Here is a 17,661-nt window from a genome sequence, read left to right on the forward strand (position 1 = left end):
CAACTGCCTGGCCGAGCGTTGCGTCCCAAACCGCAGCACCACAGACAACATCGAAAAACCACTCAAGAGGAGTTACGCAAGTGACTGAAATGTTCTACGACGACGACGCAGACCTGTCGATCATCCAGGGTCGCAAGGTTGCCATTGTCGGCTACGGCTCCCAGGGCCACGCCCACGCGCTGAACCTGCGCGATTCCGGCGTCGAGGTTGCCATCGCGCTCAAGGAAGGCTCGAAGTCCATCGCCAAGGCCGAGGACGCAGGCTTCACGGTCAAGAACGTCGCAGACGCTGCCGAATGGGCCGACGTCATCATGATCCTGGCGCCGGACCAGTACCAGCGCTCGATCTACAACGACTCCATCAAGGACAAGCTGACCCCGGGCAAGGCCCTCGCCTTCGCCCACGGCTTCAACATCCGCTTCGGCTACATCAAGGCACCGGAGGGCGTTGACGTCATCCTGATCGCCCCGAAGGCTCCCGGCCACACCGTGCGCCGCGAGTTCGAAGCCGGCCGCGGCATCCCGGACATCATCGCCGTTGAGCAGGACGCCACCGGTTCCGCCTGGGAGCTGGCCAAGTCCTACGCCAAGGCCATTGGCGGCACCCGCGCCGGCGTCATCAAGACCACCTTCACCGAAGAGACCGAAACGGACCTCTTCGGCGAGCAGGCTGTGCTCTGCGGCGGCGTGTCCCAGTTGGTCCAGTACGGCTTCGAGACCCTGACTGAGGCCGGCTACCAGCCACAGATCGCTTACTTCGAGGTGCTTCACGAGCTCAAGCTCATCGTTGACCTCATGTGGGAAGGCGGCATCGCCAAGCAGCGTTGGAGCGTCTCGGACACCGCAGAGTACGGCGACTACGTCTCCGGCCCGCGCGTCATCACCCCCGAGGTGAAGGAGAACATGAAGGCAGTCCTGAAGGACATCCAGGACGGCGCCTTCGCCAAGCGCTTCATCGACGACCAGGACGCCGGCGCTCCCGAGTTCAAGGCGCTGCGTGCCAAGGCCGAGCAGCACCCGATCGAGGCCGTGGGCCGCGAACTGCGGTCCCTGTTCGCCTGGCAGCAGCAGGACGCGGACTACGTCGAAGGTTCCGCAGCCCGCTAGACCGCGGCCCGCTAAATATTGCCCGGCAGGGGAGCCGGACACCTTTTTCCGGGGGGTCCGGCTTCCCTGCTGTCCAGCACCACCCGTCTCACCAGCACCACCTGATTCACCAAAATCCCCACCAGATACACAAGAGAGCTAAAGAGGTCACCGGTGACTAGCACCAAACCTGTCGTACTCCTCGCTGAGGAACTTTCACCCGCCACAGTCGAGGCCCTCGGCCCGGACTTTGAAATCCGCCAGACTGACGGCTCCGACCGTTCCCAGCTGCTCTCCGCGATCGCCGACGTCGACGCGATCCTGGTCCGCTCCGCCACCCAAGTGGACGCCGAAGCCATCGCCGCCGCCAAGAACCTCAAGGTGATCGCCCGTGCCGGCGTGGGCCTGGACAACGTGGACATCAAGGCCGCCACGCAGGCCGGCGTCATGGTGGTCAACGCGCCGACCTCCAACATCGTCTCCGCCGCCGAACTGACGGTCGGGCACATCCTGAGCCTCGCCCGCCACATTCCGCAGGCCAGCTCCGCGCTCAAGGACGGGGAGTGGAAACGCTCCAAGTACACCGGCATCGAACTCTTCGAAAAGAAGATCGGCATCATCGGCCTCGGCCGGATCGGCGCCCTGGTGGCCGCCCGCCTCAAGGGCTTCGACACCAAGATCCTCGCGTACGACCCCTACATCACCTCCGCCCGGGCCGCCCAGCTCGGCGTCCAGCTGGTGACCCTCGATGAGCTCCTCGCGCAGTCGGACTTCATCACCATCCACATGCCCAAGACTCCGGAGACCGTCGGCATGCTCGGCGCCGACGCCTTCAAGAAGATGAAGAGCACGGCCTACGTCATCAACGTCGCCCGCGGCGGCCTGGTGGACGAGGAAGCCCTCTACACCGCGCTCCAGGCCGGCGACATCGCCGGTGCCGGCGTCGACGTCTTCAACAAGGAGCCCAGCACCGACCTGCCCTTCTTCAAGCTCGACAACGTCGTGGTGACCCCGCACCTGGGCGCCTCCACCGACGAAGCCCAGGAGAAGGCCGGCGTCTCCGTCGCCAAGTCCGTGCGCCTCGCGCTGGCCGGCGAACTGGTCCCGGACGCCGTCAACGTCGCCGGCGGCGTCATCGCCGAAGACGTCCGCCCGGGCATCCCGCTGATCGAAAAGCTCGGCCGGATCTTCACCGCGCTGACCCACGCCTCCCTCACGCAGTTCGACATCGAGGTGGCCGGCGAGATCTCCTCCCTCGACGTCAAGGTCCTGGAACTCGCGGCCCTCAAGGGGATTTTCGCCGACGTCGTGACCGAGCAGGTCTCCTACGTCAACGCCCCGGTGATCGCCGAACAGCGCGGCATCAACGTCCGGCTCATCACGACGCCGGACACCGAGTCCTACCGCAACGTGCTGACCCTGCGCGGTGCCCTCAGCGACGGCAGCCAGATCTCCGTCGCGGGAACCCTCACCGGCCCGAAGCAGATCCAGAAGCTCGTGGGCGTCAACGGCTACGAGGTGGAGATCCCGATCAGCGAGCACCTCGTGGTGGTGGCCTACTCGGACCGCCCCGGCGTGATCGGCACGATCGGCCACATCCTGGGCATGAACAACATCAACATCGCCGGCATGCAGGTGGCACGCCAGGCAGAAGGCGGCCAGGTGCTCGCCCTTCTGACCATCGACAGCTCCGTTCCCCAGCAGGTCCTTGACGCGATCAAGGCCGGGATCGGCGCTGACATGGTCCGCGAGGTCGACCTCGAGGACTGAAATCCTCCCCGCAGGGCGCCGGCGGCGGCTTGAGAGCCGCCGGCGTCCGTGAGCGGGCGGCCGGTCTGCGTACAATGGCTAGGACCGAATTTCGGGTCTTGGCCGGCAGACCGGCCTTTACTTTTGCACGCCCGGCACGGGACGCCTTCAATTCCGCAGGAAATGAACTGCGGCGTGCGCACGCAATCCAGCTTTCAGGAGCCCAATGAACGCCGTCCAGAGGTTCATCAGAAGCAGAGTGCTTCTGCTGACCGCGTCCATTTTGATCGTGGCCATGTGCCTGTCAGTCCTCGTCCAGGGTCAGTCCCAGGCGGCGCTGAGCAGGACCGTGGACCAAAACTCCCGGGGGCTCTACGACGTCCTGGTCCAGGCCAAGGCCGGTGACAACGGCGGCCTGATGCAGCCGGACATCGCCACCGGGCAGGGCGGCATCAGCTTCGACCAGCTGGACGCGATCCGGAAGCTCTCCGGCACGTCGGTGGCCGCGCCCATCAGCCTGGTCTCCCGCGTCACCCAGAACCTCGAGGCGCCCCGGCTGGACGCCACCGACTACCTCGGCTTCAACGCGGGCCTCGCCGGCACGGCCGGCGACCCGACCGCCACGGACCCGAGCAAATGGCCGGCCGCGGAATCTGTCCTGAGCGACACCCCGAAGAAATACCGCCTCACCGCCAGCGCCGTCAGCTCCGACGGCCACTCCGACCAGACCCTCTTCAAGACCACGGCCGAAGGAACCCTCGGCAAGGCCAAGCTGGTCGAAGAGCAGGTGGCCGGCGGCAAGAACGTCCGCATTCAGGGCCCGGCCGGCGAAACCGGGATCAAATTCCCCACCCCCGCCGGCGGCTCCGAGCACAACCTCTTCAACCTCTCCGTCTCCCTGCCCATGGCGCCGCAGGTGACCGAGTCCGTGGTCGCCGTCGACCCCGTCTCCGAACGCGCCCTGCTCGGCACGGCCGGTGACTTCCTGGCTCCGCTGGAGAAGGCCCCGCCCGCGGATGCCCGCAACGCCGGCGCGATCGGCCGCCACTTCGAGAGCCTCTTCACCAACGGCATCAGCATGGACGAGCTCAAGGAAGGCCCCGACTTCCTCGGCGTCAAGCTCAAGTACTGGGCCCCGCTGATGACCCAGTACCAGCAGGCCAAGCGCGACGGCCAGCTCACCGCCGATTCGCAGGCGATTCCGCTGATCGTGCGCACCGGCACCGCCCTGGACCTGAAGTACTCGGTCAAGATCGAGGAAATCGACGACTCCGGCAACGTCACCAAGGACGTCGGCACCGTGACCCGCTCGCTGGACAAGGACTACCTCCCGTTCGTCTCCAAGTCCCCGTTCGCCCTCGCCTGGCCCGGGTCCAAGGACCTCACCCAGCTCATGGGCGACACCGCAGCCTTCAGCCAGGGCCTCTACGACCCGGCCACCTGGACCACCAACTTCGCCGCGGCCCCCAAGTACAAAGACGGTGAAACCGCCGCCAACGGCGCGGCGAACAAGAGCGCCACGCCCGGCGACTGGGTCACCGTGAACCGGCTCCCGGACAAGGCCGCCAACGGCGCCGCCGTCGACCAGACCCAGCGCGATCCCGTCGACGAGCGCTCCTACCGGGACAACCTCGAGACCGGCAAGAAGCTCGCCACTCCGCTGGCCATGGTCTACGGCACGTTCGACCCTTCGGCGGTCAAGGAAGCTGCCGGCGACGTCAACCGGCTGCCCCTGGGCGGCTACGACCCCGCGCCGTTCACCCTGACGAAGGACGCGGCCGGCAACCAGACCAGCACCGAACTCAAGCCGTCCCTGAGCGCCACAGGCCTGGTCAGCCAGTCCGCTGGCGCCATCACCGACTACTACGGCCTCGCCGCCGCCCGCGGATACGACACTAACGCCAACGTGATCGACGCCGTCCGCGTCCGGGCCAAGGTCCCCGGCAGCTGGAAGCAGGCGCAGCCCGACATCGAGAAGCTCGCCAACGAGATCCGCGACATGGGCCTGGAAGCCACCGTCGTGGCCGGTTCCGCCCGCGAAGACGCCAGCATCGCCGTTCCCGGCTACTCCAAGGACGACGCCGGCAAGGAATCGCCGCTGGGCACCGTACAGCAGTCGTGGGTCCGCCAGAACGCCGCGGACGCCGTCTCCGGCTCCCTGACCACCACGAACCTGACCCTGCTGTTCCTGACCCTGTGCGGTGCCGCCCTGCTAACGGGTGCCTCCACCGTCAGCTACGTCCGCAAACGGCGCAGCGAGGCCGGTACCCTGCGTGCCATGGGCTGGACGCAGCGCAGGATCCGTTCCTGGGTGCTGGCCGAATTCGGCGTCGGCGCGGGCCTGCTGGCCGTCGTCGGGATCGCCCTCAGCCTGATCACCTGGACTGCGGCCACCGCGATCGTCTCGGCCTCGGTCCTGGCGTTGTACGTGGGCGCAGCCTTCTTCGCCGCGCAGCAGCTGCGCCACCGCGAGGAAGTGGACCAGGAACCGCAGCACGATGAGCGGCTCATGGCGATTGATTCCCCGCTGACCTTCGCCAACCGGCAGCTGAGCACCAACAAGTTCAACACCATCGCGCTGGCTGTTGCCGTCGGTGTTTTCGCCGCCGCCGTAGGCGGACTGGTCGCCCTGCTGATCGACATTCCCCGGGCCGCCGGCGCCAGTGCGCTGGGCGGGCTGGCCGCGGCCAGCATCGCGCTCCCAAGCATCATCCTGGCCTTGTCCGGCGTGGCCGTCGGCCTGGTCCTGACCATGGTCACCGGGCGGTTCGAACTGCAGGCCAAGCGCCAGTACCTCGGCACTCTGCGGGCCATGGGCTGGAACCCGGACATGCTGGGCCAGGTCCGTTTCTTCGAAAATGCCATGGTGGGAACCGTCGCGTTGCCGCTGGGTATTGTGGGCGCCCTCGGCATCGGCCTCCTCCTCGCCCCCTATGCCGCACTGTGGGCCGCTCTCGCCGGCCTCGTGGCTGTACTTTGCTGGATTCCGATTGCAACGAAAGTGGTCCAATGACTAACGAGCTGAACCTCGACCGGGAGGCACACGACCGGATGACCGCCAGCACCCGTCGCGGTGCGCACAAGACCCGCGCCAACACGATCGTGAAGGCCACGGACCACGCCACCCCGCTGGAACTGAGCAACATCACCATCCACTACGGCGGCGGCAAGGGCGGTGCCGAGCCCGTCAACGTCGTGGACGACTTCAACATGACGCTGCACGCCGGCGAGATGCACTGCGTCGCCGGCCGCTCCGGCTCCGGCAAGACCAGCATCCTGACCGTCGGCGCGGGCCTGACCCTGCCGACGTCGGGCCGGGTGTTCTGGGAAGGCGACTCGCTCGAGACCATGGGCGACGACGAGATCGCCGACCGCCGCCGGGCCCTGATCGGCTATGTCGACCAGGGCGGCGCCCTGATCGACGGGATGAGCGCACTCGAAAACGTCCTGCTGCCGGCCGTGCCGGATGGCGAGGTGGAGAAGCGCCGTGACATGGCCAAGGACCTCCTGGACCTCGTGGGCCTGGGCCGGCGCATGCGCCACCGCCCGGCGCAGCTCTCCGGCGGTGAGCGCCAGCGCGTGGCGATCGCCCGCGCCCTCATCCTCGGCACCCGGGTCCTGGTGGTCGACGAGCCGACGGCCAGCCTGGACCGTGCCGCGGCTAACCGCATCATCAGCATCCTCAAGGACACGACGTCCGACGGCATTGCCGTGCTGGTGGCTTCACATGACCACGAACTGGTCCGCCAGAGCGATACCCTGACCGAACTGATCTAGATTTAGACCGTGACTTCTTCTGAAAAAACCCCGTTCTACATCACCACGGCCATCACGTACCCCAACGGGGTGCCGCATATCGGCCACGCGTACGAGTACATCGCCACCGATGCGATGGCCCGCTTCAAGCGACTGGACGGGTTCGACGTCTTCTTCCTGACCGGAACGGACGAGCACGGCATGAAGATCGCCCAGGCCGCCGAGAAGGAAGGCGTCACGCCCAAGGAGCTGGTGGACCGGAACGCCGAGATCTACAAGGCGGCCCACGCCGCCCTGGGGATCTCCTACGACCGCTTCATCCGCACCACCGACGCCGACCACTACGCGGCATCGCAGGCCATCTGGAAGAAGATGGAAGCCAACGGGGACATCTACCTGTCCAAGTACGAAGGCTGGTACTCGGTCCGCGACGAGGCCTACTACGGCGAGGACGAGACCGTTCTCAAAGATGACGGACTCCGCTACTCCCGCGAAACCGATACCGCTGTGACGTGGACGGCCGAGGAGAGCTACTTCTTCCGGCTCTCGGCCTACCAGGACAAGCTGCTGGCGCTCTACGAGGCGCACCCGGAATTCGGCGCCCCGCAGTCACGGTTCAACGAGGTCATCAGCTTCGTCAAGCGCGGCCTGGAGGACCTGTCCATCAGCCGCACGACGTTCGACTGGGGCGTTCCGGTGCCCGGCAACGACACCCACGTCATGTACGTGTGGGTCGACGCCCTCACCAACTACCTCACCGGCGTCGGCTACCCCGACACCGAATCGGAATCCTTCAAGAAGTACTGGCCGGCCGATGTCCACGTGATCGGCAAGGACATTTCCCGGTTCCACGCCATCTACTGGCCGGCCTTCCTCATGAGCGCCGGGCTGGAGCTGCCCAAGCGCATCATGATCCACGGCTTCCTGCACAACAACGGCGTCAAGATGTCCAAGTCCCTCGGCAACGTGGTGGCGCCGGCGGACTTCGTCGCGCAGTACGGGCTGGACCAGGTGCGGTTCTTCTTCCTGCGCGAGGTACCGTTCGGGGCGGACGGCAACTACAACCACGAGGCCATCGTGGGACGGATGAACTCGGACCTGGCCAACAACTTCGGCAACCTGGCCCAGCGGTCGCTGTCCATGGTGGCCAAGAACTGCGAGGGCCGCGTGCCGGCGCCGGGCGGCTTCTCCGCCGACGACACCGCGCTGCTGGACCAGGCCAACGCCCTGCTGGACACCGTCCGGGCCGCGTTCGAGAAGCAGGAGTTCAGCCGCGCGCTGGAAGCCATCTGGGCTGTCCTGGGCGACACGAACGCCTACTTCGCCGAACAGGCCCCGTGGGTGCTGCGCAAGACCGACGTCGAGCGCATGAACACGGTCCTGTACGTGACGCTTGAGGTGCTGCGGATCGTGTCCATCCTGGCCCAGCCGGTCATGCCGACGGCGACGGCGGCCATCCTGGACACGCTCGGCCAGCCCGAGGGCGAGGTGCGCCAGTTCGCGGCCCTCGGCACGCCGATCGCCGCCGGCACCCAGCTGCCCGCTCCGGCCCCGGTGTTCCCGAAGTACGAGGAACCCGCCGACGCCTGAGCCTGCACACCTCCGGACGCTCCCGCAGACTTGCGGCGTTTCGGGTGACGCTCCCGCACCTCCGCCGTGGAGGAGCGGGAGCGTTTCGCTTCTTCCTGCAGGACGTGAGGGTGCGTCGGCGGGGGTGTTTGAATAGTGAGACGACTTGACCAGAATGTGGATCCCTTGGCTACCCTGAAATTATGAGCGCATCCACGATTGATCTGGCAGTCATCCCGGGCGACGGCATCGGCCCCGAGGTCACCGCCGAAGCCCTGAAGGTTCTCGAGAAGGCCGCGGCCGCCGAGGGGATCGTGCTCCGGCAGACCCACTACAAGCTGGGCGCGGAGCACTGGCTGGAGACGGGGGAGACCCTGCCCGCAGCCACCCTCGAGGACCTCCGCACCCGCGACGCCATCCTGTTCGGCGCCGTCGGCGCAGCCCCCGGCGACACCCGGATCCCCTCCGGCATCATCGAGCGCGAGCTCCTGCTGAAGCTGCGTTTCAGCCTGGACCACTTCGTCAACCTGCGGCCTTCCCGCCTCTACGCCGGCGTCGGCAGCCCGCTCGCCAACCCCGGCGAGATCGACTTCATCGTGGTCCGCGAAGGCACCGAAGGCCCCTACGTGGGCAACGGCGGCACGCTGCGCGCCGGCACGCCGCACGAGGTCGCCACCGAGGTCTCGCTGAACACCGCCCACGGCGTGGAGCGCGTGGTCCGCGACGCCTTCCGCCGGGCCAACGACCGTCCCCGCAAGAAGCTCACCCTGGTGCACAAGCACAACGTCCTGGTCTTCGCCGGCCAGCTCTGGAAGCGCACGGTCGAGGCCGTGGCCCAGGAGTTCCCCGAGGTCACCCACGACTATCTCCATGTCGACGCCGCCACGATCTTCATGGTCACCGATCCGGCCCGCTTCGACGTGATCGTCACCGACAACCTGTTCGGAGACATCATCACCGACCTCGCGGCAGCCGTGACCGGCGGGATCGGCCTGGCAGCCTCCGGCAACATCAACATGGACCGCACCGCCCCGTCGATGTTCGAACCGGTCCACGGCTCCGCCCCGGACATCGCCGGCCAGCAGAAAGCCGACCCCACCGCCGCGATCCTCTCCGCCGCGCTCCTTCTCGACCACCTTGGGTTCGCTGGCGCCGCCCGGAAGATCGAGGCGGCCGTCACCGCCGACGTCGAGGCCCGCGACGGCGCCGTCCGCACCACCAGCGAGGTGGGCGACGCCATCGCGGCGGCGCTGTAGCCCCCCGGCCGCACTCGCTGCACTGCAGGCAGCGCAGAACCGGTACTGCCAACGGGCGTAAGCTAGTTTCGAATCACCAAAATGCTGCCGTGGTCCGACGGTGAACCACGTTCCCACACCAGGCAGCCGATCGTGGAGGAACCATGACTCAGACTGCCCATGGCGTCGAATTCACCCAGCACCTGTCGGAGAACCCGAAGTCTGCTGAAGAGCGTGCAGCCATCCTGGCGAACCCGGGATTTGGCGACTATTTCACCGACCACACCGCGGTTGTCGACTACAGCGTCGACGCCGAGGGCAACGGCGGCTGGCATGACGCGCGAATTGAGCCCTACGGTCCCATTTCCCTGGACCCCTCCGCCGCGGTGCTGCACTACGGCCAGGAGATCTTCGAGGGACTCAAGGCCTACCGGCACGCTGACGGCTCGATCTGGACGTTCCGCCCCGAGGCCAACGCCGCCCGCCTGAACAAGTCCGCCCGGCGCCTGGCGCTCCCGGAGCTGCCGGAGGAGTACTTCCTCGGCGCCATCCGCGAACTCGTCGCGGCGGACAAGGACTGGGTCCCGTCCGGCGACGGCGAGGCCCTGTACCTGCGGCCGTTCATGATCGCCACGGAGGCCTTCCTGGGCGTCCGGGCAGCGCGCGAGGTCTCCTTCCGCGTGATCGCCTCCCCGGCCGGCAACTACTTCGGCGGCGAGCTCAAACCCGTCTCCATCTGGATCTCGCGTGAATACGCCCGCGCCGGCCGCGGCGGAACGGGCGCCGCCAAGTGCGGCGGCAACTACGCCGCCTCGCTGATCGCCCAGCAGGAAGCCGAGGCCCACGGCTGCAAGCAGGTCCTCTTCCTGGACCAGTTCAATGACAACGCGGTCGAGGAACTCGGCGGCATGAACGTCTTCTTCGTCATGAAGGACGGCTCGCTCGTCACCCCCGCGCTGTCCGGCACCATCCTGGAGGGCGTGACGCGGTCCTCCGTGATCCAGGTGGCCCGGGACATGGGCCGCGAAGTCACCGAACGCAAGATCACCCTGGATGAGTGGCGCGACGGGGTTGCCTCCGGCGAGATCGCCGAGGTCTTCGCCTGCGGCACCGCCGCCGTCATCACCCCCATCGGCGTGCTCAAGGATGCCACCGAGTTCATCGGCTCCGAAGACGCAAAGGCGGGAGAGACCACCATGGCCATCCGCGCCCAGCTGCTCGGCATCCAGACCGGCACCGTGGAGGACACTCACGGCTGGCTGACCCGCCTCGCCTAGGTACAAAATCCAGGCGCAGCATGTAGGACAAACATTGTGACTCTCGACGGCGGCCCGCACCTTTCGGTGGGGGCCGCCGTCGGCGTCTGAGATTTTGGTGAAAAATGCGCTGAAGTACGGCGTAACCTGTCCAATCGGCCCTGTTCGAGGCTGGAGCCGCGGGTGCACAATGAGCAGATGACCGGGCTTATCCAGGTTCTGGGCGTGGTCTTCGGGGGCCTGCTGATCGTCGTCGGTGTAGCCGAGTCGTTCTTCATCCGCGACCAGCGTCTGGAGCGGCTATTCGTCGCCGAACCGGACGACGTCCAGGCCGCCTGGCTGGGGACGTTGAATCTCGGCTTCTACAACGTGATCTGGGGGATCGGTGCCATCGCGGGGGCCATCATGCTCGGGGGAGCCGATGCCGCAGCCGGCCAGGCGCTCCTGTTGTTCATTTGTACGAGCCATGTGGTTCTCGGCCTCATTTTGTTTCTGTCCGAGCGGCGGCTTTGGGGCAGCGCCATCGCAGAAGGGCTCCTGCCGCTCATCATCGCGACCCTCTTGCTCGTCTAAGGCCTTCTGGAGGAAGTGCGAGGATGGGACCGTGACTTCCGAGACCTCCGCCGGCATTGTCCGCAGCAGCGAGCTGACCCGGTTCCGGCTCGCCCCGAACCCCGGGCCCATGAGCCTGGCCGGAACCAACTCCTATCTCATCGGCGCCCCGGCGGCGGCCAGCGTCGCCGTCGACCCCGGGCCCCTCGACGAACCGCACCTGAAGGCGCTGGCCGGGGAGGGCCGGATCGAGCTCATCCTGATCACGCACCGGCACGCGGACCACACAGCGGCCGCCGCGAGGTTTTCCGAGCTCACGGGCGCGCCGGTACGGGCCGCGGATCCCGCCCACTGCCACGGCGCGCTCCCGCTGCAGGACGGCGAAACGCTCCATGCCGCCGGGGTGGAGATCAGGGTCCTGGCGACGCCGGGCCACTCCTCGGATTCGCTGTGCTTCCACCTGCCGCAGGACGGCCCGCACGGCTCGGTGCTGACCGGGGACACGATCCTGGGCTCTGGAACCACCGTGCTGGATTACCCCGACGGCACGCTCCGCGACTACCTCGACTCGCTGGACAAGCTGGAACGCCTCGGACCCGCCACAGTGCTGCCGGCCCACGGCCCCGTACTCCCGGCGCTCGACGCCGTCGCCCGCGCCTACCGGGACCACCGGCAGGGCAGACTCAAGCAGGTCCGGGCCGCGCTCGTGGCCCTGGGCGCCGGCGTCGGCGCTGACGCCGATGTCCGCGCCGTCACGGACGCCGTGTACGCCGACGTCGATCCTTCCGTCCGCCGCGCCGCGGAGCTTTCGGTCGCTGCGCAGCTGGACTACCTGCGCACCCACCCAACTAACTCGCAGTAGAAGCCGTTTTCAGCGCTCATAACGGCCCCAAGTGCGAGCCAGTTGGGGGAGGGGCGCCCGCCGGGGACGGTACGCTTGGAACCATGCGTATCGCCCGGTTTGTAGTTGATTCTGATCCCCTCTACGGCATCGTGGAAGGCGAGCCCGGCAGTGAGGAAGTCACTGTCATCAAGGGCGACCCCTTCTTCCACGGCGTGGAACGAACCCCCATGAAGCACAAGCTGGAAGACGTCCGCCTCCTGGCGCCGATCATTCCGCGCAGCAAGGTCATCGGCGTGGGCCGCAACTTCGCGGAACATGCCCGTGAGCTGGGCAACGAGGTCCCGCAGCAGCCCCTGCTGTTCCTCAAGCCCAACACCTCCGTGATCGGGCCCAACGATCCCATTGTGCTGCCGGAGTTCTCCGAGGACGTGTCCTTCGAGGCCGAGCTGTGCGTCGTGATCGGCCGGATCTGCAAGGACGTACCCGAGGACCGGGTGGACGACGTGATCTTCGGCTACACCTGCGGCAACGACCTCACCGCGCGCGACGTCCAGAAGACGGACCTGCAGTGGGCCAGGGCCAAGGGCTTCGACACCTCGGCGCCGCTGGGACCGTGGATCGAGACCGAACTCGACACCGAGGACCTGCAGATCCAGGGCCGGCTCAACGGCGAACTGCGCCAGGACGGCAGCACCAACCAGATGATCCGCGGCGTCCGGGAACTCGTCTCCATCGTCTCGCAGGCCTTCACCCTCCTGCCCGGCGACGTCATCATGACAGGCACCCCGGCCGGCGTCGGCGCGGTGCAGGCCGGGGACCGTTTTGAGGTCGAGATCGAGGGCATCGGACGCCTCTCCAACCCTGTGGTGCGCCGCTAAGCGTTTTTCGCGCCGATTTCGGACAGCCGCACCGTGGATCCACGGTGCGGCTGTCCGTTTTCGTGGCGGTATTCCGGACAAGCGGCCGCGGTAGAGATTGGTAATGTTGGTACCACTATGACTACTGCTTCCGCGTCCGACGCCGTCTCCAGCTCCGCCCCGCTTGCTGCCTCCACCGGTGAAGTCACCACTGACACCCCGGTCCGTGTCCGGTTCTGCCCGTCACCCACGGGCACCCCGCACGTAGGCCTGATCCGCACCGCCCTCTTCAACTGGGCCCACGCCCGGCACACCAAGGGCACGTTCGTGTTCCGGATCGAGGACACGGACGCGGCGCGCGACTCGGAGGAGAGCTACCAGCAGTTGCTGGAGGCCCTCAAGTGGCTGGGCATCACCTGGGAAGAAGGCGTGGAGGTCGGCGGCCCGCACGAGCCCTACCGCCAGTCGCAGCGGCTGGACCTGTACAAGGACGTCGTAGCCAAGCTGATCGACGCCGGCTACGCCTACGAGTGCTACTCCTCACCGGAGGAAGTCGAAGCCCGCCACCGTGCCGCCGGCCGCGACCCCAAGCTCGGCTACGACAACTTTGACCGCGAACTCACCGACGAGCAGCTCGCCGCGTTCAAGGCCGAGGGCCGCCAGCCCGTGCTGCGCGTCCGCATGCCCGATGAAGACATCACCTTCAACGACATGGTCCGCGGCGAGATCACGTTCAAGGCCGGCAGCATCCCGGACTACGTCATTGTCCGCGCCGACGGCTCCCCGCTCTACACGCTGGTCAACCCCGTAGACGACGCGCTCATGGGCATCACCCACGTGCTCCGCGGCGAGGACCTGCTCTCCTCCACGCCCCGCCAGGTGGTGCTGATCAAGGCGCTGATGGACATCGGCGTCGCAAGCTACATGCCGGTCTTCGCCCACCTGCCGTACGTCATGGGCGAGGGCAACAAGAAGCTCTCCAAGCGCGACCCGCAGTCCAACCTGTTCCTGCTCCGGGACCGCGGCTTCATCCCCGAGGGCCTGCTGAACTACCTCTCCCTGCTCGGCTGGAGCCTCTCCGCCGACGAGGACATTTTCACCGTGGACCAGCTGATCGAGAACTTCGACGTCAACGACGTCCTGGCCAACCCGGCCCGCTTCGACATCAAGAAGGCCGAAGCAATCAACGGCACCCACATCCGCATGCTTGACCCGGAGGACTTCCGGGGCCGGCTGGTGCCCTACCTGCAGGCCGCCGGATTCGTGGGGGAGACCCTCACCGCCCGCGAGGAGGAAGTCCTGGCCGAGGCCGCGCCGCTGATCCAGGAACGCATCTCGCTGCTGGGCGAAGCGCCGGAGATGATCGCGTTCCTGTTCAAGGCCGACGACGCGATCGACGTCGCCGACGACGCCCGCAAGGGCCTGCCGGAGAACCTCACCGAAGTCCTCGACGCCGCCCTGGCCGCGCTGGAGCCCGTTGCCGACTGGACGGCCGAGAACATCCAGACCGCCCTCAAGGAGGCCCTCGTGGAAGGCCTCGGCGTCAAGCCGCGCCTGGCGTTCGGGCCCGTCCGCACGGCCGTCTCCGGCCGCCGGATCTCCCCGCCGTTGTTCGAATCCATGGTCATCCTGGGCAAGGACTCCTCCCTGGCCCGCCTCCGCGCCTTCCGCGGCTGACGTTCCGCCGATGGACACCGCGCCCGGATCCGGGACTGTGAACGAGACTGTGAACGAGACCATGGCCGGCCGCACGCCGGGCCCCGCCATCCTGGCGGCGGGTCTGGGCGCCGGCGCTGTCCGTGGGGTTCTGTTCGACATCGATGACACCCTGGTGGACCTCGAATTCGCCATGACGACCGCTCTGCGTGACGTCAGTGAGCATCTCCTGCCCGGCCTCGATGAGGCCGGGTGGGTGAGGTTCGGGCGGATCTTCACCCACGAGACCACCCATTTCTACGACCGTTACCTGGCCGGTGAGTTGACGTTCAACGAGCAACGGCTGCTCCGCGGCCGGGCGGCGCTGGAGCACTTCGGCGTCGAACTGTCAGACGGCGAGCAAGCCCACCACTGGGTGACGTCCTACGCAAGCCGCCAGCACGGCTACGTCCGGGCATTTGACGACGTCGGACCGCTGCTGGATGCCTTGGACGCCGCCGGCATTCCCTACGGGGCCGTCAGCAACAACGTCCACGACTACCAGCGCGTGAAGCTGGACGCGGCCGGGCTGGCACGGATTGCCGTCCTGGTGGGGACCGATACCGTCGGTGCCGCCAAGCCGGACCCCGCCATATATCTCGAGGGTGTCCGCCGCATCGGCACCGGCCCGGGCGAAACGCTGTACATCGGCGACAACCGGCTACTCGACGCTGAAGGTTCGACGGCGGCAGGCCTCCTCGGCGTCTGGCTGAACCGCGGCGGGGAGCCGGCCCCGGGCTTCCTCGGACGCCAGGTCAGCTCCCTGCTGGACCTGCTGGCGTAGCTGTTCCCCGTCGCCGGCACGCGCTAGGAGGCCTGGGCCGCTGTCTGCTTCCGCCGCAGTGTCAGGAAGGCGCCCACGGAACCCAGCCCAAGCACCCCGACGAGTCCTAGCGCCATCGCGGCGTCGGACTGCCGGAGCACAGTGCCGGGAGACACCGCTGCGGCACCGGAATAGAGCGTGCCGGTGCCGTCAGCGATCCGGGCGTTCCCGTCCGCGAGCTTGTCCGCGCCCGTGGCAAGCCGTGAGGAGCCGTCGGCCAGCTTGGTGTTCCCGGCCGAGAGTTCGGAGGCCCCTGATGCCAGCGCCTGAGAGCCGTTGAGCAGGCCGGGGTTGGCCGGATCGCCCGGAGTTCCCTTGATGCCGGCGTTCAGGGCAACGGTTCCGTCGGCCAGCCGGGAGCTGCCGGCGGTCATCCGGGCGGCGGCCTTGAGCAGACCCGGGTGCTCGGGATCGCCGGGAACCCCGTCCATCCCAACACGGATCTTGGAGGTGCCGTCGGCCAGGAGCCGGGTGCCCAGCACCACGCCCGGGTTGGCCGGGTCCTGGCTGTTGAGCTTGCCGGCCAGCGTGGCGAAACCGGCCGTGAGCTTTCCCGTACCCGCATGCAATTGGCCCGCGCCGTCCTGCAGCCGCTGCGCGCCGGCCTGCACCTGGGTGGCGCCGGCATCCAGCTTGCGTGCGCCTGCGGTGATCTTGGCGATCTTGTCTTTCACGACGGACAGAGGAACAAGGCTCTGGACAGGGTCGTTGGCCGCGGCCTGCAGGAGTTCCAGCGCCTGAGCCAAGGCAGCGGTTCCGGTTCCGGCTTCGGGATTGCCGTTGGCACCGCGGTAGCCCTTGAGCTGGTCCGTTCCTGCGGCGAGTGCGGCGGTGCCCCCGGCAAGCTGGGCGGCGCCCCCGTCGAGCTGGGTGGCGCCGTCGGCGAGGTTGTTCTCAGCGTTGCCTGCCGGCGTCGGGGTCAGGGCGGCGGACAGCTGCACGGCCCCTGCCGCGAGCTTCTGCGCACCGTCATCGACCTTGTAGACGCCGGGGGCGAGCTTGCCGTTGACGTCCGTCTCGATCTTGACGGCGCCTTCGGCCAGTTCCCCGGCGCCGGCCTGGAGCTTGTCCGCCCCCGGGGCGAGCCGGCTGCTGATGCCCGAGTAGACCTTCTCCGCCCCCGCGGAAAGTTTGCCGGCCCCGGCATCGGCCAGGCTGGCTCCGTTGGCGAGCTTACCGGCCCCGTCTTTCAACTGATCAGCCCCGGCCGAGGCCTGGCCGGCGCCGTCCTTGAGCTTGGCCGACCCGTCCGTGATGCGTCCCGTGACGAGGGTATAGAACCCCAGTACGGCAATGAGCAGCAGCGCCAGGATGGCGATGGCAATTTGCTGCCCGCGGGTCCGGGCGCGGGTCTGACTGGCGGCGGCACGACTCTCTGACACAGATGAATCCTCTCGACGGTCTCGCCGGCAGCTGCTCTGCCACCGGCCACCCCGGAAGCTGTGATGCAGCTAACACTGGAAAATAGTCGCAAAGCTGCCCGCAGCAGAGTGGGGGAGGGGTGGTTACTCATCGGTAACTTACCGAGCGTAAACTTGTTTCCGCCGGATTGGCAAGGGTGGGCCCGGGTTTTCCGGCTGGGGCCGTCCCGATCGGGGCGGAGGGGGCCGTTCGCCCCGGCGCCGGATCCCCGATTTGTGCAAGTGAAAACTCTCGGGTAAAGTAATTACTCGTGCTGAGGCGCCGGGAGCGAGGGTTTAGGCCCAAACATCCGGTCCGAAAGTGCCATTGGGATATGGTGTAATTGGCAACACTACGGTTTCTGGTACCGTCATTCTAGGTTCGAGTCCTGGTATCCCAGCTCTGAAAATTCTCGGATTTCCGCGAATATTCGGAAGTTTTGAATCGGCTGAGCCGATTTGAAACAGCGGCCAAGTGTATGAAACAATCACTTGGCTTGAATGGCAGAAATGCTGTTCTGGAAGTACGCGGCCCCATCGTATAGCGGCCTAGTACGCTGCCCTCTCACGGCGGTAACGCGGGTTCGAATCCCGCTGGGGTCACAACGGAAACGGTCCCGGGCATCAGCCCGGGGCCGTTTTGCTTTTCCCTGATGGCCGCCCGGGAACCCCCGCTTACCCCGGAACCCCCGCTCATCCCGTCGATTGCTCCGTAACTGCCCTTCTGGCGGGTCAAAAGGGCGGCTACGGAGCAATCGATGCAGGGTGACAACGAATCAGGCCATTGGGACTATGTCCGCCGAGGCAACGGTTTCGTAGATCTCCCGGTGTAGCGCGGCG

At 67.2% G+C, this 17,661-nt stretch carries 13 protein-coding genes and 2 tRNA genes; 14 read left to right on the plus strand and 1 reads right to left on the minus strand.

From position 1 onward, the window contains the following. The first annotated feature begins 80 nt into the window (after positions 1–80). The 12 genes from ilvC (at position 81) to ACVWYS_RS06035 (ending at position 15,382) form a co-directional block, all read left to right on the plus strand. Positions 81–1,106: a ketol-acid reductoisomerase gene (gene ilvC, locus ACVWYS_RS05980; RefSeq protein WP_091253334.1), complete on the plus strand. Its 1,026-nt coding sequence runs from the start codon at positions 81–83 to the stop codon at positions 1,104–1,106. Between the two features lie 153 nt (positions 1,107–1,259). Further along, on the plus strand, positions 1,260–2,855 hold the full coding sequence (serA, locus tag ACVWYS_RS05985; protein ID WP_456508677.1) for a phosphoglycerate dehydrogenase: 1,596 nt from the start codon (positions 1,260–1,262) through the stop codon (positions 2,853–2,855). A gap of 205 nt (positions 2,856–3,060) precedes the next feature. Continuing rightward, positions 3,061–5,847, plus strand: coding sequence for an ABC transporter permease (locus ACVWYS_RS05990; RefSeq protein ID WP_456508678.1), 2,787 nt, complete (start codon positions 3,061–3,063; stop codon positions 5,845–5,847). Then, positions 5,844–6,611: an ABC transporter ATP-binding protein gene (locus ACVWYS_RS05995; RefSeq protein ID WP_371129565.1), complete on the plus strand. Its 768-nt coding sequence runs from the start codon at positions 5,844–5,846 to the stop codon at positions 6,609–6,611. Before ACVWYS_RS05990 ends, ACVWYS_RS05995 begins: the two co-directional genes overlap by 4 nt. Before the next feature lie 9 nt (positions 6,612–6,620). Then, the gene (metG, locus tag ACVWYS_RS06000) at positions 6,621–8,180 is read left to right on the plus strand and encodes a methionine--tRNA ligase (protein WP_456508679.1); all 1,560 of its coding nucleotides are present in this window, start codon (positions 6,621–6,623) and stop codon (positions 8,178–8,180) included. 182 nt (positions 8,181–8,362) lie between these two features. Beyond that, complete coding sequence (locus ACVWYS_RS06005; RefSeq protein ID WP_344365412.1) at positions 8,363–9,415, plus strand: 3-isopropylmalate dehydrogenase; 1,053 nt, start codon at positions 8,363–8,365, stop codon at positions 9,413–9,415. A 143-nt stretch (positions 9,416–9,558) separates the two neighbouring features. Next, positions 9,559–10,671 carry a branched-chain amino acid aminotransferase gene (locus ACVWYS_RS06010; protein WP_344365414.1) on the plus strand — a complete coding sequence of 371 codons (1,113 nt, stop codon included), beginning with the start codon at positions 9,559–9,561 and terminating at the stop codon, positions 10,669–10,671. Between the two features lie 177 nt (positions 10,672–10,848). Further along, positions 10,849–11,223, plus strand: coding sequence for a DUF1304 family protein (locus tag ACVWYS_RS06015; protein WP_133247500.1), 375 nt, complete (start codon positions 10,849–10,851; stop codon positions 11,221–11,223). Positions 11,224–11,254: 31 nt separating this feature from the next. Then, positions 11,255–12,064, plus strand: a complete 810-nt coding sequence (locus tag ACVWYS_RS06020; RefSeq protein WP_456508680.1) for an MBL fold metallo-hydrolase — start codon at positions 11,255–11,257, stop codon at positions 12,062–12,064. 83 nt (positions 12,065–12,147) lie between these two features. Further along, positions 12,148–12,924: a fumarylacetoacetate hydrolase family protein gene (locus ACVWYS_RS06025; protein WP_116766554.1), complete on the plus strand. Its 777-nt coding sequence runs from the start codon at positions 12,148–12,150 to the stop codon at positions 12,922–12,924. Between the two features lie 117 nt (positions 12,925–13,041). Continuing rightward, a complete protein-coding gene (gene gltX / locus ACVWYS_RS06030) occupies positions 13,042–14,580 on the plus strand; it encodes a glutamate--tRNA ligase (protein ID WP_456508681.1) in 1,539 nt (512 codons plus the stop codon). Between the two features lie 61 nt (positions 14,581–14,641). After that, positions 14,642–15,382 carry an HAD family hydrolase gene (locus ACVWYS_RS06035; protein WP_456510278.1) on the plus strand — a complete coding sequence of 247 codons (741 nt, stop codon included), beginning with the start codon at positions 14,642–14,644 and terminating at the stop codon, positions 15,380–15,382. A 23-nt stretch (positions 15,383–15,405) separates the two neighbouring features. Here the strand turns inward: ACVWYS_RS06035 and ACVWYS_RS06040 are convergent, their stop codons facing one another. Then, positions 15,406–16,803: a hypothetical protein gene (locus ACVWYS_RS06040; RefSeq protein ID WP_456509461.1), complete on the minus strand. Its 1,398-nt coding sequence runs from the start codon at positions 16,801–16,803 to the stop codon at positions 15,406–15,408. 347 nt (positions 16,804–17,150) lie between these two features. Here ACVWYS_RS06040 and ACVWYS_RS06045 point away from each other — a divergent pair. Together ACVWYS_RS06045 and ACVWYS_RS06050 are read left to right on the plus strand one after the other, a co-directional pair. After that, positions 17,151–17,222: transfer RNA gene (locus ACVWYS_RS06045), tRNA-Gln, on the plus strand. A 129-nt stretch (positions 17,223–17,351) separates the two neighbouring features. Beyond that, positions 17,352–17,424: transfer RNA gene (locus ACVWYS_RS06050), tRNA-Glu, on the plus strand. Positions 17,425–17,661 lie beyond the last annotated feature (237 nt).

Source organism: Arthrobacter sp. TE12231 (assembly GCF_054062895.1).

What these genes read in the sequence shown, in the direction of transcription:
- gltX (WP_456508681.1), top strand. Translation starts at nt 13,042, where the DNA reads ATGACTACTGCTTCCGCGTCCGACGCCGTCTCCAGCTCCGCCCCGCTT.
- ACVWYS_RS05995 (WP_371129565.1), top strand. Translation starts at nt 5,844, where the DNA reads ATGACTAACGAGCTGAACCTCGACCGGGAGGCACACGACCGGATGACC.
- ACVWYS_RS06025 (WP_116766554.1), top strand. Translation starts at nt 12,148, where the DNA reads ATGCGTATCGCCCGGTTTGTAGTTGATTCTGATCCCCTCTACGGCATC.
- ACVWYS_RS06005 (WP_344365412.1), top strand. Translation starts at nt 8,363, where the DNA reads ATGAGCGCATCCACGATTGATCTGGCAGTCATCCCGGGCGACGGCATC.
- ACVWYS_RS06035 (WP_456510278.1), top strand. Translation starts at nt 14,642, where the DNA reads ATGGCCGGCCGCACGCCGGGCCCCGCCATCCTGGCGGCGGGTCTGGGC.
- ACVWYS_RS06010 (WP_344365414.1), top strand. Translation starts at nt 9,559, where the DNA reads ATGACTCAGACTGCCCATGGCGTCGAATTCACCCAGCACCTGTCGGAG.
- ACVWYS_RS05990 (WP_456508678.1), top strand. Translation starts at nt 3,061, where the DNA reads ATGAACGCCGTCCAGAGGTTCATCAGAAGCAGAGTGCTTCTGCTGACC.
- ACVWYS_RS06015 (WP_133247500.1), top strand. Translation starts at nt 10,849, where the DNA reads ATGACCGGGCTTATCCAGGTTCTGGGCGTGGTCTTCGGGGGCCTGCTG.